Origin of the sequence: Promicromonospora sp. NPDC050880 (assembly GCF_044456525.1) — a bacterium.
Classification (GTDB): Bacteria; Actinomycetota; Actinomycetes; order Actinomycetales; family Cellulomonadaceae; genus Promicromonospora.
Genome location: NZ_JBITFV010000031.1, coordinates 1 through 13,973 on the forward strand (window position 1 = coordinate 1; position 13,973 = coordinate 13,973).

General features: G+C 71.6%; 21 protein-coding genes. 1 reads left to right on the forward strand and 20 read right to left on the reverse strand.

From position 1 onward, the window contains the following. Positions 1–164: 164 nt before the first annotated feature. The 3 genes from ACIBBF_RS25545 to ACIBBF_RS25555 are packed head-to-tail and all read right to left on the reverse strand — an operon-like array spanning position 165 to position 1,766. Entirely contained in the window at positions 165–1,043 is an 879-nt protein-coding gene (locus ACIBBF_RS25545) for a helix-turn-helix domain-containing protein (protein WP_397419072.1), read from the reverse strand. A gap of 1 nt (position 1,044) precedes the next feature. Next, complete coding sequence (locus ACIBBF_RS25550) at positions 1,045–1,563, reverse strand: DUF6879 family protein (RefSeq protein WP_397419074.1); 519 nt, start codon at positions 1,561–1,563, stop codon at positions 1,045–1,047. Positions 1,564–1,565: 2 nt separating this feature from the next. Then, positions 1,566–1,766 carry a hypothetical protein gene (locus ACIBBF_RS25555; protein ID WP_397419076.1) on the reverse strand — a complete coding sequence of 67 codons (201 nt, stop codon included), beginning with the start codon at positions 1,764–1,766 and terminating at the stop codon, positions 1,566–1,568. Positions 1,767–1,936: 170 nt separating this feature from the next. Here ACIBBF_RS25555 and ACIBBF_RS25560 point away from each other — a divergent pair, with 170 nt between their 5' ends. Beyond that, the gene (locus tag ACIBBF_RS25560; RefSeq protein WP_397419078.1) at positions 1,937–2,734 is read left to right on the forward strand and encodes an HAD family hydrolase; all 798 of its coding nucleotides are present in this window, start codon (positions 1,937–1,939) and stop codon (positions 2,732–2,734) included. A 23-nt stretch (positions 2,735–2,757) separates the two neighbouring features. On the opposite strand, the gene ACIBBF_RS25565 is transcribed toward ACIBBF_RS25560, so the two are convergent. The 17 genes from ACIBBF_RS25565 to ACIBBF_RS25645 all read right to left on the reverse strand — a co-directional run bounded on the left by ACIBBF_RS25565 (position 2,758) and on the right by ACIBBF_RS25645 (position 13,900). Continuing rightward, positions 2,758–3,051, reverse strand: coding sequence for a hypothetical protein (locus ACIBBF_RS25565; protein ID WP_397419080.1), 294 nt, complete (start codon positions 3,049–3,051; stop codon positions 2,758–2,760). A gap of 259 nt (positions 3,052–3,310) precedes the next feature. Further along, positions 3,311–3,538: a hypothetical protein gene (locus ACIBBF_RS25570; protein ID WP_397419082.1), complete on the reverse strand. Its 228-nt coding sequence runs from the start codon at positions 3,536–3,538 to the stop codon at positions 3,311–3,313. Next, on the reverse strand, positions 3,538–3,951 hold the full coding sequence (locus tag ACIBBF_RS25575) for a hypothetical protein (RefSeq protein ID WP_397419084.1): 414 nt from the start codon (positions 3,949–3,951) through the stop codon (positions 3,538–3,540). Before ACIBBF_RS25575 ends, ACIBBF_RS25570 begins: the two co-directional genes overlap by 1 nt. A gap of 1 nt (position 3,952) precedes the next feature. Next, positions 3,953–4,846, reverse strand: coding sequence for a peptidoglycan-binding domain-containing protein (locus tag ACIBBF_RS25580; RefSeq protein ID WP_397419086.1), 894 nt, complete (start codon positions 4,844–4,846; stop codon positions 3,953–3,955). A 2-nt stretch (positions 4,847–4,848) separates the two neighbouring features. After that, positions 4,849–5,094 (reverse strand): hypothetical protein, encoded by a 246-nt coding sequence (locus ACIBBF_RS25585; protein ID WP_397419088.1) that lies wholly within the window; start codon positions 5,092–5,094, stop codon positions 4,849–4,851. Between the two features lie 2 nt (positions 5,095–5,096). Continuing rightward, positions 5,097–5,570 carry a hypothetical protein gene (locus ACIBBF_RS25590; RefSeq protein WP_397419090.1) on the reverse strand — a complete coding sequence of 158 codons (474 nt, stop codon included), beginning with the start codon at positions 5,568–5,570 and terminating at the stop codon, positions 5,097–5,099. Between the two features lie 12 nt (positions 5,571–5,582). Next, positions 5,583–8,309, reverse strand: coding sequence for a hypothetical protein (locus tag ACIBBF_RS25595; protein ID WP_397419092.1), 2,727 nt, complete (start codon positions 8,307–8,309; stop codon positions 5,583–5,585). A 14-nt stretch (positions 8,310–8,323) separates the two neighbouring features. Further along, a complete protein-coding gene (locus ACIBBF_RS25600; RefSeq protein ID WP_397419094.1) occupies positions 8,324–8,746 on the reverse strand; it encodes a hypothetical protein in 423 nt (140 codons plus the stop codon). Further along, positions 8,743–9,975 (reverse strand): hypothetical protein, encoded by a 1,233-nt coding sequence (locus ACIBBF_RS25605; protein ID WP_397419096.1) that lies wholly within the window; start codon positions 9,973–9,975, stop codon positions 8,743–8,745. The genes ACIBBF_RS25600 and ACIBBF_RS25605 overlap by 4 nt, the downstream gene beginning before the upstream one ends. 1 nt (position 9,976) lies before the next feature. Next, complete coding sequence (locus tag ACIBBF_RS25610) at positions 9,977–10,489, reverse strand: hypothetical protein (RefSeq protein WP_397419098.1); 513 nt, start codon at positions 10,487–10,489, stop codon at positions 9,977–9,979. Then, positions 10,479–10,619 (reverse strand): hypothetical protein, encoded by a 141-nt coding sequence (locus ACIBBF_RS25615; RefSeq protein WP_397419100.1) that lies wholly within the window; start codon positions 10,617–10,619, stop codon positions 10,479–10,481. The genes ACIBBF_RS25610 and ACIBBF_RS25615 overlap by 11 nt, the downstream gene beginning before the upstream one ends. Before the next feature lie 59 nt (positions 10,620–10,678). Further along, positions 10,679–11,080, reverse strand: a complete 402-nt coding sequence (locus ACIBBF_RS25620; RefSeq protein WP_397419102.1) for a hypothetical protein — start codon at positions 11,078–11,080, stop codon at positions 10,679–10,681. After that, the gene (locus tag ACIBBF_RS25625; RefSeq protein WP_397419104.1) at positions 11,077–11,478 is read right to left on the reverse strand and encodes a hypothetical protein; all 402 of its coding nucleotides are present in this window, start codon (positions 11,476–11,478) and stop codon (positions 11,077–11,079) included. Before ACIBBF_RS25625 ends, ACIBBF_RS25620 begins: the two co-directional genes overlap by 4 nt. After that, complete coding sequence (locus ACIBBF_RS25630) at positions 11,475–11,876, reverse strand: hypothetical protein (protein WP_397419106.1); 402 nt, start codon at positions 11,874–11,876, stop codon at positions 11,475–11,477. Before ACIBBF_RS25630 ends, ACIBBF_RS25625 begins: the two co-directional genes overlap by 4 nt. Further along, positions 11,873–12,223, reverse strand: coding sequence for a hypothetical protein (locus tag ACIBBF_RS25635; protein WP_397419108.1), 351 nt, complete (start codon positions 12,221–12,223; stop codon positions 11,873–11,875). The genes ACIBBF_RS25630 and ACIBBF_RS25635 overlap by 4 nt, the downstream gene beginning before the upstream one ends. Before the next feature lie 2 nt (positions 12,224–12,225). Further along, positions 12,226–12,597 (reverse strand): hypothetical protein, encoded by a 372-nt coding sequence (locus ACIBBF_RS25640; protein WP_397419110.1) that lies wholly within the window; start codon positions 12,595–12,597, stop codon positions 12,226–12,228. Between the two features lie 76 nt (positions 12,598–12,673). After that, positions 12,674–13,900 carry a phage major capsid protein gene (locus tag ACIBBF_RS25645; RefSeq protein ID WP_397419112.1) on the reverse strand — a complete coding sequence of 409 codons (1,227 nt, stop codon included), beginning with the start codon at positions 13,898–13,900 and terminating at the stop codon, positions 12,674–12,676. Positions 13,901–13,973 lie beyond the last annotated feature (73 nt).

Consider the following 13,973-nt stretch of genomic DNA (forward strand, 5'->3'; position numbering starts at 1 on the left):
CGGACTTTTAATCCGCGGGTTCCGGGTTCGATCCCCGGGGGGCCCACCGTGTCTGACCTGGTCATTTGAGGATTTCTTGACCATCGATCCGACTGTGAATGGCGCAGATGTGGCGCAGAGACCGACGCGCTGACCTGCACGGATGCGTTCGCGCACCGTGCGGGTCAGTGGCGAACGGGGGCCTGTTCGGGCTGGTTGGTGGCGCCGGAGAGGGCGTCGGCGAGCCGCACCAGGAGGCGTCGCGCCTCGTGCCCGGTCGCGGCCGACGACCAGAGCGTGTCGAACGCCGCGGCGTAGGTCTCGGCCTCGGAGCCGGTGTACCGGTGCTCCCGGCCGAAGGTCTCGACGCAGACGAGGTCGTCGTACATCGCGAACGTGTGCAGCGGCACGAGCTCCAGCGGGGCGCCGAGCGGCAGGATCCCGAGCCGGACGTTGGCGAGGCCGATGGCGCCGTGCAGGCGGTCGATCTGGTCGCGCATGACTGCCGGCGGGACGATCCCCCAGCGCAGCACGGGCTCGGCGATCAGGAGCTCGAAGCGACGGCCGCTGTACAGGTACTTCTGGCGTTCCATCCGGGTCGCGACTGCGGCGTCGATGTCCTCGACGGAGAGCTGTAGCTGTCGCTGTGCCGCAGTGAGGATCACGCGCGCGTACTCCGGGGTCTGGAGCAGGCCGGGGACGACGGCGGTCTGGAAGAGGCGGATGAGCGAGGCCCTCTCGATCAGGGTGTTGTACCCGGCCTGGATCGCGGCCTGCCCGTGGCGGGCACGGCGGCGCAGGGTGTGCTCCTCCTCGCGGGCCTGGTCCAGGAGCCCGAGCAACTGGGCCCGCTCGTCCGGTGTCCCCTGGGTGGCTGCGACCCATGCTGCTATGTCGGCGGGCGAGATGCCCTGCCGTGCCAGCTCGAGCCGGCTCACCTTCGATGCCGACCAGCCGAGCCGGGCGGCGAGATCCTTGCCTTCGAGCTCTGCACCCTCCCGCAACGCACGCAGCCGGCGTCCGATCGCCTCCAGGTGATCGGCGCCGGCCTGGCGCGGGGACACGTCAGCCTCCCGCGGCGCGGATCGCCAGCTCTCGCCACGTCCGGGCGCGCTCCAGCGACGCCTCGTCGGTGAGCAGGTGCCGGGCGATGCAGACGTTGTCCTCGTCGAAGGTCATGCGCAGGATGCGGGCGTCGTCGAGCAACCACCAGTCATACGGGCCCGCCTCCGGCAGGAGACCAACCTGCTGCGCCTGGTCGACCGTGGCGTAGTGGATGACCTCGCCGGCCTCGACGTTCCACTGCCCCACGTACCGGGTCCAGCGCTGATAGTCGGTCGGCGGCACCTGGTGGATCCGGACGCGCTCGATCCGGCGGCCCTCGGCCAGGTACTGGGCCACTGTGGGGAGCCAGGCGGCGAACTCGGGCATCTCGCGCGGGTCACGCACGTCGCCGGCGCGGAACGCGGCGAACTGCTCGGCCTCGTAGTCGACCGCGTACCCCGGCTGTTGCTCCAGCCGGAACGCCGAGGTCTCGAAGGTCCGCATGTAGTGCCCGAACTCGCCGCCTGTAATCGCCTGCACCCCTACAGCTCACCCTTCAGCCGGTCGAGGACGTTGGCCGGGACGAACACCGCGTCTTCGTCGGCGCCGACCTGGCGGAGCTGCGCGCGGGTCGTGTCGTCGAGCTTGACGCCCTGGACGACGTAGCCGCCGTCGGTCTTGTACAGGGCGGGGCACTCCGTGACGTTGGAGTTGCCGTCCTTCCACATGAATTCGAGGTCCATCGTTCCTCCGGTGAGTCGGGTGGAGCTGCTGAGTGGATACCGACACCCGGAGTCTCGCACCGGGTGACGATCCCAGGCAATCACCCGCCGTGGTGCAAACGGCACCCCCCGATTGCATCCGCATGTGCAATCCCATGGGATTGCACGCCGTCAACTGCTTCCCTGAATCCATGACGCTCCAGACCGACGCGACGCCCGGAACCGCCCGGCTCATCGCCTCCGACATCGACGGCACCCTGCTGCGCACCGGCTCCACGGCATCGCCCGCAGTCCGTCAGGCGGTCAACGCGGTGCTGGGCGCCGGCCACCGCTTCGTCCTGGCTACGGGCCGGTCGCTGATCGGGGCGGTGCCCGTCGGGGTAGACCTCGGGCTCGACGACGTGTGGATCGTCGCGAGCAACGGGGCGATCACCGCGCACCTGCTCAGCCACAGCTACCAGATCGTCGAGCAGCACGATGTCGACGCCGAGCTCGCGATGCGCGTCGCCCTCGGGCAGTCTCCCGCGCTGCTGATCGCTGCCGAGATCCCCGGCGCCGGCTGGCGCGTCAACAACCCGTTCCCCACGGGCGCGCTCAACGGCCCGCAGTACGCCCGCCCGCTGTCGGAATTCGTCGCCAACGCAACGCCCCGCATCGCGTTCCATGGCCCCGACGCACACCGGATCGTGCCCGCCCTGCTCGCCTACGGCTTCACCGCGATCGCCACACGCCTCGACTGGGTCGACGTCACCGCCCCCGGAATCTCCAAGGCCACCGCGCTGGAGAAGGTCCGCGAGACGCTCGGCGTCGCGAGCCACAACACCATGGCCATGGGCGACGGCCCGAACGACGTCGAGATGATCCAGTGGGCGGCCGACGGTGTCGCCATGGGGCACGCCGACCCCTTCGTCATCGGGGTGGCCGACCGCCGCACCGGAAGCCTCGACGAGGACGGCGCCGCGAGCGCCCTGTGGTCACTGCTGAGCTGATCGCGCGCGTGGCCGTCCACGCCCTACCGGTCGAGGTACTCGCAGGTGTCGACGTGCACGGTGGCGGTCCACGTCCCCCAGCCGGGATAGTCGGCGACGAACACCCGCCAGGGGCCGGCGATGCCGACCACCTCTCCTACGACCGTGACCAGGGTGCCGTCGTAGGCGCGGGCCGTGCACCGCGTAGGTATCGGCCGGGGCAGCATGCGGGTGCGGGGCGGGAAGCCCTGGTGCGCGATCAGCTTCTGCCCGTGCACCATCCGCTCGCGCAGCTGACGGCGGGCCTCAGCCTGCGTCGGGCTCAGCTCGTCTCCCATGGCACCAGTGTGCACCATGTTCGAACACGCGTTCCCATTCGCTCGGTGCGGACATGCGAAAGCGCCCCCGCCGTCCGAAGACGGCGGGGGCGCAAGGCCGGCGCTCTCCACAGGCAGCGCCACGCCGGCGAGCGCTGCACTCCTGCCGGATGTCGAGTGACCACCCCCAGAGGGGGCTGTGCCCGGAGCGAGACATCCAGAAACCCGCTGGCCCGGTTCGGCGCAGGAACAGGACGACGCTACACCGAGGGTCTGACACTCACCCCGTAGGCGTCTCCATGCCCGCGATGGTCGCCCGCACGGCGGCATCCTTGGCGTCCAGAAGGTGACGCAGGGCGACGGTCGTCTCCGGGTCACCGGGGAGCCGGTCGGCGAGCTCGTGCGCCAGCGCGTGGAACATCCGCGACGTGTCGCGCGGCGGGCCCGGGCGCAGGTGCTCGAACTCGAACCAGCGCAGGACGGCCTGCACGGCCGGGTGGCGGCCCATCAGGCGTCGTCCTGGGCGCCCGTGAGGCGGCGAAGGTCACCGGACTGCACTGCGTCCACCGCCTCCGCGTGGCCGAACCCGGCACCCTTCAACGTGGCGACGGCCCGGGCCTGCGCCTCCTGCGCGTACACGGCCTCGTAGGCGTCTTCCACGGGCGACAGCGCCTGGTCGGTGCGCGTGGGCCGGTACGCGGTGCCCAGTGCGCCGAGCAGGAACAGGGCGCCGGCCGTGACGTCGGCGACTGTGGCGTCGACCCGGGCGTCGAGCTCGGGAACCCAGATCGGGACCAGGCGCTGCGCGGCGAGCGCGAGCGCCCCGACGACGACGGCGGCCACGTAGAGCGCCGTGCGCACCTTGCGCGGGATGAGCTCGACGACCTCCGCGAGCGCCGTGCGGATGGTGGGGGTGGTCATGTCAGATCCTTCCTGCGTTGAGGCGGTGCTGGAGCGCCATGACGGCCCGCGACTCGCGGGAGATGACGCCGTCGACGGCCGTGCCGAGGCGGCGCTGCAAGGCGCTGATGGTCTGCGGGCCGATCTTCCCGTCGCGGTCGACGCGCAGGAGCTCCTGGAGCTCGGAGATCATGCGGGAGCCGTTCGGGGTGGCGTCCCAGTCCCATCCGGTGGTCAGGCCGGGTGACGTCGCGCGCCAGACGGCCGGCTGTGAGGACACGACGCCGTCCACCGGGGTGCCGAGCTCCTGCTGAAGACGGCGGGTGGTGGCCGTGCCCCACGCGCCGTCGACGACCAGGAGACCGGGCTTGGCGGGCTTGGACGGTGCGGCCGGTGTGGTGGGCCGGTCGTCGAGCAGCTCGCCGGAGCGGATCACGCCGAGCTTGGCGTACAGGTTCTTCCCAGGGCATGCGGTCTGCGAGACGTCGCGGTGTCCGCGCAGCGGCGCGGACGCGATCCACAGGTCGCCCTTGCCGCCGTGGTAGATCTGCGAGGCGGTGGCGAGCGCGGCGTCGGTGGGCCGGTTGGTCTCGAAGTTCCCCGCGAAGCAGATCGAGCGCACGGTGCTGTTGCGGCCTCCGGTGTGGGTGCCGCGGCGGTCCCAGCTCACGCCCTGGTACGGCCGGCCCGAGGGGAACACGATCGCGTTGTACGAGATCCCGGTGCCGAACCGGGACTGGCCGATCGACTCCAGGGCGCGCATCTGGGCGCACTCCTCCTCGATCGATGCGGACGGCGAGAGGGTCGGGGTCACCGAGTGGTGCACGAAGACTTCCAGCGCCGGCGTGTGCAGGTCGAGGTCTCCGTCGGAGTAGCGGGCGCCCCACCGGGCGCGGGTTGCGGTGGCTACGGTCATGGTCAGGCTCCCTTGTGGTCGGGTGGGTCGTCGATGTCGTCGGGCCACGGCGGCGGGGGCGGCGGCTCGCCGCGGTAGATGTGGTCCATGAGCTGGCGGCAGTACACCCACAGACGCCGGTTGCGGTACTCCAGGACGTCCTGCCGGCGCTCGACCCGGGCCATGCGCGTGTACCGCGTCGTCAACAGCGTTGCGACGGCGCCCGCGAGCGCCGTGAGGGCGGTGAGCCATGCGGGGACTTCGGGCATGGTCAGTCCACCGAGTAGGGCGGGATGTCGGACAGGGTGACCCAGTTGCCGGCTGCCATCGGCATCCCGGGCGCGGTCGAGATGCCCACTTCGCCGTTCGGGTTCAGGGTCACGCGGACGACGGCGCCCATGTCCGCCTTGTTGACCACGTCGTGGGTGTGGGCGGTGCCGGCCGAGGCGGCGCCGGTCGTCTGGGTGATCGAGGTGCCGCAGAACACGATCTTCTGCCGGATCGGCATGAGGTCGGTCGGCACCGTGAACATGGTGAAGTTGCTGGCTCCGCCGGACAGGCTGGCGGAGCGGCGGACCAGGCCGCGCCACTCGACCATGCCGCTCTTGATCCGGTATTCGACGTGGTTGTTCGCGATGGAGGGCTGGAAGTCTTCCCAGTTGGTGCCCCAGACGATGCCGTCGTCCTGCCACCCGGTGTCGCCGAAGTCGGCGACGTCGATGAGCGCGCCTGCCTGGATCGCCATGTGTGCTTGCTCCTATCGCGAGTAGAACGAGGGCTCGGTCAGCTCGACCGGGCTTCCCGTGGCGTGCGTCTTGACGACGCCGTTGACCGAGCGGGTGACGGTGAGCGTGTTGCCGGAGACGGCCGTGACGGTCATGACCTCGCCGCCGATCGTGATGTCGTAGTCGCCGTCGACGTGGGTCCAGGTGACGCCGGCCGGGGGCGTGATGGGGATGGTGGTCGCGGTGGCGCTCAGCGAGCCGCTGGTGACAGTCCCGGCGGCGCTCCAGCGGTGGCCGGCGCTCCAGTACCCGACGCGGTAGGGCCGGGCCGGCACGCACGTCCACCGCAGGCGTAGGTGCAGCGGGGAGATCTCCAGCTGTACGCCCATGACGAGCACGTCGACCGCCCGCGGGGGGAGCCACGGGGGCGGGTCGGTGATGACCAGGCGGTCCCCGGGCGCCAGGGCCAGCAGGCGGCGGGTCAGGCCCGGGTTCCCCAGGAGGTAGGGGTGGGCCAGGTCGACGCCGAGCGTGGGGTACCGGGCCTCGTCCCATGTGCCGACGTGCAGCAGCCAGGCCGAGGTGCGGTCGACTAGCTCGTCGGTGTCGAGGTTGAGGGTCAGCGACGTGTCGTAGATGCCGACGCCCGTGGGCGGCGGCTGGATCGACATGGGTCCGCTGGTGAGCTCGTGCGTGATCTTGGTGCCGGCCGGGCGCTCGACGGTGACCCGGTTGCGAGTCAGGCCGTCGTCGTCGGTCGGTGTGAACGGCGCCACGAGGTTGTCGGTGTAGGGGATGGTCGCCGCCGGCGGCTGGTCACCCATGGCGCGCAGCAGGCGGTAGCGCAGCCCGAGGGCGCGGGGGTTGTCGTGCAGCATCCCGCCATCGGCTGCGGCAGATTCCGCGAGCAGGTCCAGGAGCGTCTCCTCCTGCTGCTCGCCCAGGGCCGCCGCGCCGCGGCCGCGCAGCGTCATCGCGACGCCGTTCTCGCGGGCCAGGCGCAGCATGCGGTTGCTGGCCAGCTCGCCGCGGTAGCCGACCAGCGCACCCCCGAACACGTCGAAGATCGAGGTGATCTGGTTCTCCACAGTCAGGTGCCCGACGGCGACGTTCGGCAGCGAGCGGTACTGCGGGTTGATGATCACGCGGCGTACGCGCCCCACGGTCCGGCCGGTGAAGGTCAGGTTCCCCGCGAGGGCGCTGCCGTCGCCCGGTGCGAGCTTGACCCACCGGGCGTCCACGTTCGAGCCGTTCTGCTCGGCCTCCATGCTCAGCCGCAGGGACGTGTTCTTGTAGCTCGCCCCCGCGAAGAAGGTCGAGCCGGAGAGCTGGTTGCCGTCGAAGTCGTAGCCGAACAGGCCGAGCGCACCGTCGCTGTCCCGCAGGCGCAGGTCGAGCTGCCCGATGGTGCCCGTGGCGAACTCGACCCGGCACAGGACCACCTCAGCCACCGGCAGCGCGTCGTTGGGAGTGCGCTGCACCCACCTCACCTGGATGTCTCCGGTGGAGGCCGCGGGGTCGACCTCGGCGCGGATCCGGCTCGCGCCGAGCGTGGGCAGCGGTGCCGAGCCGGGGAAGTCCGCGTAGGCGGCCGGCGTGACCTCGGCGCCCATCGCCGCGGCCCGCGACCCGACGGCCGCACCGAACGACGTGGCGGCCGAGCCGTCCTCCATCGGCCAGTACGCGACCATGCCCGACGAGATCCCGGAGATCGCCCGGAACAGTACCGACTCGACCGCGGCTGCACCCTGCCCCAGTCGGCGGGTCACACCGTTGGCCTGTACCTGGGTCATGACCGACGGCGCACCCTTGAGGCCCCAGTCGACCGGCCACTCGGCCACCTCGCACACCGCCACCACGTGCGTGTTCGAGACCCGGCCACCGGTCACGGTCCAGGTGCGCCCCTGGTCGTCCGTGAACGACGTCGCGCCGATCGCCTTGCTCGCGATCGTCGCCGAGGACACCACGGGCCCGTCGATGCCGTTGCGGACCTCCCACCCGTGCACCCGCACCGGAGTGTTGCTCGCCGCGCTGGTCGGCTCCCGCCCCACGGTCAGCGCCGCGCTGCCGGAGAAGATCGAGGTGGTGCCGGTCGCGACGACGTCCGGTCCGAGCTGCGTCCATGGCCCGCTCAGGTCCGGCGCCCAGTAGAACCGGGCCGTGCGCCCGCCGGCGCCGTTGTTCACGTCCAGGGTGGCGCGCAGCGCGATCTCCCCGGGCCACGGCGGCATCGGGACCAGCGAGCGCGCCTCCAGTGTCGTTGCCCCGTCCGTGGTCCAGAACAGGGCCAGGGTGCCGTTCGCCTCCAGGCGCAGCAGCCACGAGCGCTGGTTGCCCGTCCCCGACCACTTCGAGATCCCGTCGGCGGCAAAGTTCCACTCGTCGCGGGCACCCCACCACCGCACGTCCAGGTCCCCGGTGATGTCCAGCGCCGCGGCGTCCGGGGTCGTGGCACGCGACCCGGCCGCCTCCAGGTCCAGCCAGGGCGCACCCAGGCTCACCCGGGCCCGCGCCGGGGTGTTCCTGCCCACCTGGCCGTACAACGGGCTGGTGGGGTTGCGCGGGCTGTACTTCCCGGCACTGTTCGTCACCCGGAACGACAGCGAGCTCACCTCGGCGGTGCCGCCCTCGGACCGGGCACCGTGCGCCACGGTGACGGCCTGCTGGTCCAGGTCCACGCCCAGCGGCTGCCACGCCCCGCCGTAGAACAGGTCCACGCCCAGGTAGTCGTCCGGGAACGGCGACTTCTCCAGCACCATTCAGCGCACCCCCCTCACGGCTCCAGCACGGGCATCTCGTCGCACAGCCACTCCACCGCCGTGGTCATCCGCGCCTCGGGGTCCGGGTCGGCCTCGCCGCCCAGGAAGTCACCGTCGGGGTGGTCGACCGTGGCCGTACCCACCGCGCGCGGCTGCGTGGCCGTGGGCACCCCGCCAGCCGGGCGACCCATCGGCCACAGCTCGAACGGCAGCGTCACGGTGCGCTGCGACCAGATCACCCGCCACAACGACAGCCCGGACACGTCCTGGAACAGGTCCATGGCCAGGTGGTAGTCACGCTTGCCGCCGTGCTGCGCCTCGAGGAACGACACGAACTCGGAGTCCGTGCTCACCGACCGCACCGCCGCGCGCAGCACCGCGGCGGAGTGGTCGACGCCGGCCACGATCAGGACCAGGTCCCGGGTGCCGACGCTCACCGGGCACCCACGATCGCCGTCTGCACGTTGCCGCCCTGCACCCGCACGTACTTGCCGAGGATCTCGGCCAGGAACCGGCCCACGTCCCCGCCGGCCGCCCCGTCGATCACCAGGCGGATCTCCTGCGGCTCAGCCGGCCCCTGCCCCGTCAGCGGCGTCACACGGGCGCCCGTGGGGAGCTGGAGCAGCTCAGGGCCGGCGTCACCGACCACGGCGGCGCCACCGCGCAGGATGTCGCCACCACGCGCCAGGTAGGGAATGTTCGGCGTCGACAGCGTCACGCTCGGGATGCTGATGCCCGCGATGCTCCCGCCACCGATCGTGAACGACAGGCGGTTCCACCCGGCCACGATGTTGTTGACCGCGCCGCGGAAGCCCTGCCACAGCGGGTCGAACAGGCCCGACAGGGCGCCTCCGATCCGGCCGGGCAGGGAGGTGAAGAATCCCGCGATCCGGCCCGGCGCACGCGACAGCCAACCCATGATCGCCGACCAGTTGTTGATCACCAGCCCAAGCGGCGACCACGCCCACACGCGGCGGATCACGTCCCAGACCACGCCCATGATCCGGCCGATCTGCGCTCTCGCGTTGTTGAACGAGCCGATCACCGACTGCCAGGTTGCGCGGATGACCGGCCAGGCCGTCTTCTGCCACCAGTTCGTCACGGCGGCCATGGCCCGCTGAATCCCGGCCCACGCCTTGGACACGATCGCGCGCCCGACCTCGGTCTGCGTGAAGAACCAGATGATCGCCGCCACGAGCGCCCCGATCAGGGTGACGATCAGGATGATCGGCATGGCGCGCTGCGCCGCGGAGAACGCCCACGTCGCGACCGTGGCCGCCTTCGTCGCCACCGTCGAGGCCACCGTCGCGACCTTCTGCCCGACCTGGGCCAGGCGCAGCTTCTCGGTGGCGAAGTTCGCCAGGTCGGCCGCACCGGTCAGACCCATGATCGACGCCTCAGTGACCGCCAGCGCCTGCGCGGTCCCCTCGGAGATCAGGCCCGTAGCCTCCAGCGCGCCCGCGATGTCACCGATACCACCGGCGAGCTGCGACGTTGCCGAGGCCGAACCATCCGCCGCCTCGGCCACCCGGTCGATCCGGGAGACCGACTCGTCCGCCGCCGAGCTGAACCGGTCCGCTGCCCGGTCCGCCGACCGCGACGCGGAGTCGAACGCGTCCGACGCCCGGTCGTTACCGATGATGTCGAACTGCACCGATGCCGGCATGTCACACGCTCCCCTCGATAGCCCGCTCGATCGCCGCCGCCGCCTCGGTCACCGCGTCCGCGACGCCGTCCAGCAGCTCCGACTCGCCCGCCTGTAGCTCCCGCTCCAGCACGCCGGCCGTCGGCACGCTCTGCTCGGCCCACCGCCAGTCCCGCCGCGGCCGGTCGCCCGGCCACTTCGGGTGACGCAGCACGCCCCGCTCCTCGAGCGATCGGTAGTCGTGCTTGTCGTCGGTCGAGATGATCCGCACGCCGGCGGTCTGCTCCCCGCTGTCCGAGAGCCGGTTGCGCACCGCGAGGGTCCGCTTCTTCTTGGTGAACGCCTTGGACGCCCCACCGCGGGACGGCAGCGCCTTGGCGAGCGCCGAGCGCATGTTGTCCGCCACGGGCTGCGCCGCGGCGCGCAGGTTGGCCAGGAGCGCCTTGCGGATCTCCTTGCCGGCGTCCACGGTCTTGAGCGCCTTGGCGAGCTTGTTGAAGGTCTCCACGCCCTGGATCCGGACGTCAGCGGGCACGACGCACCCCCTTCGCAGACCGTGCCCGGGCGGCGCCCGCCCGGGCCTTCTTGATCTCGGCCTGCTCCTTCTCGGCGAGCTCGACCGCGAGGTCGTGCATCGCCGCCCGCTCCGCGCGCGTCAGGAGCATCCAGGACTCGACCGGCTGCCGCGTGGCGCGGCACCACACCGCGAGCTCACGCTCGGGTGTTACCGGGCTTCCCCCGACGCACCACCGCCGGTCGGGTTCATCGCCTTGCGCACCGCCGCCTTCGCGTCGGCCAGATCCTCGGCGTCCAGGACATCCGCGAGCGCCCGCTGCATGCGCTGCATGGGGGTGTCGGTGTCGTCCTCGGCGAAGAAGCCGTTCGTGAGCTCGCCGACGCGCAGCTCGTTCGCCTTGCGCAGCGGATCCCCCTCGCCGGTGCGACGGAAGTGGATGAACGCCAGCGCGCGCATCCACCGGATCGGGTCCTCCTTGCCGAGCTTGCCCACCACGGCGCCGTCGAACGCCTTGCGGATCGCGTGCTCGTCGTACCCCGTGAGGGAGTCGAAGAAGTCCGCGGAGGTCTGCTCGACGACAGGGCCGGCCTCGGTCGTGGGCTCGCTCATGCGGTCACCTCGGTCCAGTCGCTGATGATCCACACGAGGTCGACGGTCAGGTCTTCCGAGGCGTCCTCGGCAGCCTCGCCGCCCATGAACACGTCCCCGGAGATCCCGACGGGCTTGACGTTGAACGAGAAGTGCGGGGCCGTGACCGACGGCGCGTCGTTGCCGAGCGGCTTGATCACGCCCGCGACCGGCGTCGGGTCGGCGTCCATCGCCATCCGGTAGAGCGACGTCGCGGCGAGCTCCTGCGTGACGGTCAGGTTGATCACCTTGGGCTTGTTGCCACGCATGTCGGCGAACGTCTGCTTGGTGCCCTGGCCGAACGACGCCGTGCTGCACTCGTCGGACCGGTCGAGCCCGTCGATCAGCAGGACCATGTCCCGCCCGTTGATGGATGTCATGGTGCTGGTACCTCCTCGAATTCTGCCCGGGAGAGGGCGGTGGTGATGTTGACAACGGCGCCGAGCGTCGTGGTCCCGCCGGTGGTCATGACGGCCGGCTCGTCGACGGCGTCGGCCGTCACGGCGAACCGGGAGCCCTTCACCGCGCGGATCACCGCGCGGACCATGTCGCCCAGCTCGGACATCTGCGTCTCGTTCGTGCCCTTGCGGGCCACGCACACGACACGGAAGTGGGCGCGCCACTGCCCGAGCGTCTGGCCGGAGGTGATCCACGGGCCGCCGGTCAGGACGTACCGGAACGGCGGCGTCCTGACCTCAGGCACCTGCGCGGTGGTCGGCAGGCCGGCGGCCGTCAGCAGATCCGCGAGCGCCTTCTGCTGGTCGTACGGGGCGCTCATGCGAAGCCCGCCGGCGGGTACCAGGGATCCAGCAGCGGGCGGACCGGGGCGAGCGGGTCGCGGCCGATGCGGACCACGACGCCGCCGTCCTCGGCACCCTCGTAGTTCGTGAGCATGACGCCGTTCTGGCTCTTGGTCCGGGTCCAGATGTCCTCGGCACACGCGAGCAGGGCGCCGTCCAGGGCCTCCTCCGGGACGACGACGGGGACGGCCGGGTCGGGCTCGGAGTCCTCGCGGTACTTCGTGACGTACCGCTCGGCCCGGGCGACGATCTTGTCCGCCAGGGGCAGGTCCGCCTCAGGGTCACCGCCGACCTGCTCAATCAGGTCCGCCCCCGTCACCGCCACGGTCAGTCCTTCTTCGCGCGCGAGCGCCGCGGCGTGGCCGTCTCGACGTCGCCGGTCGGCGGGGTCGACGTCTCGGCCTCGGCCGGCGGGGTCGCCTTCTCGGCGGTGTCGTCGGGCGTGGCGGTCTCGACGTCGCCGGCGGCCGGCTCCGGTGCGGGCGTCTGCTCCGGCGTGGGCGTGGGCGTGGGCGTGGGCGTCGGGGTGGGCGTCGGCGTGGGCTCGGGCTCCTCCTCGTCGAGGTCGACGAGCTCGAGGAAGCCGTCGGCGATCATGGGCTCTGCCACGATCTCCGGGAGGTCGACGAGCTCGCCGACCTCGGCCCATGCGGCGCCGTTGTACAGCCCGCTCGGGCGGCGCGTGATGCGTACCTGCATGGTGCTCTCCTGTCTGTCCAGGGGTGTACGGGCCGGGGGGCGGCCCCCGCGGGACGCAGGGGCCGCCCAGGGTGGGTCAGGCCGCCGGGGTGGCCAGGGCCTTGACGGCGTTCGGGTCCAGGGCGACCGCGCCGCGGCGGACCAGGGCCCGGAACACGGTCTGGTCGTTGCCGAACCCGGCCTCGGCCGAGCGCTCGAAGCGCAGGCCGCCCGCGATGCGGACCACGAGCGCCTTCCAGTCGCCGAACCAGATCGGCTTGGACGAGGCGGCGAACGGGTCGAACTGCGGGACGATCGCGACGGGCTTGCCCAGGATCAGGTCCGGGTTGCCCGCGACGAGCGCGTCCTGCCACACCGGCTCACCGGTCGAGGTCTTGAGCTTGCGGACGATCGCCGCGGCGGAGTCCGACATGCCGAACGCGACGCCGGACGAGGCCCGGTAGGGCGCGATGACCGAGTGCAGCAGGTCGACCAGGAGGTCCGAGCCCTGCCCGACGGTGGACTGGTTGCCCAGGCCGGTCAGGACGCCCGCGGGGGTCGTGACGCCGGTGACCGTGAACCCGGCCTCCGCCGCGACGGCGCCCGCGCGGGCGACCTCGTTGCCGAGCGCGCGGCCGGCGTTGCGGGCGACGTACCCCTCGACGTCGAACGCGGCGTCCGCGATCAGCTCGTTCGGCACGGCGGTCTTGAAGCCGCGCTTCGCGACGGACAGGTCCACCGTGTTGATCGTCGAGTCGCTGTCGGGGATCGCACCGTTCGGTGCGATGTCGGCGTCGTCCACGTCGGCGTGCACGGTGGCGCGGGGCATGGGGATGGTGTTGCCGTCCGTGGTGGTCATGAGCTGCACGTAGGTGAGCAGCTCGGACGACTCGACGGCGTACTCCCAGAGCTGGTTGTGCACGCCGGCCGGGGCGGTGCCGCCCATGCTCATCGCGCGCTTCTCGGCGGCGGCCAGGAGCGCGCGCGAGTTCATCGGCACGTCGTACTTCTCGCCGGCGCGGGACTCGCGGATCCACGTCGCGAACGCGCTGTCCGACGCGGAGCCGCGCCCCTCGGCCTCGCGGCCCTCGGGCGAGTTGCGGAACGACGCCTCGATGTCGGCGGCGCGCTGCTCGGCCTCCTTCGCCTTGGCGAGTCGCTTCTCGGCGTCCAGCCGAGCCTCCTCCAGGTTGTCGAGGTTCTGGCGCTCGTCGGCCGTCAGGAGGCTGCGGCCCTCCTTCGTGGCGCCGTTGATGACGGCGACAGTGGCCTCGGCGAGGCCGTCGCGCAGCTCCTCGAGCTGCTTGATGTATGCAGCGGACATGGCTATCCCCTTCCCGGGACGTTTGGTGGTGTGGTTCGGTCCCGGTGGGTGTCGCCCTGCCGGATGTTCAGTT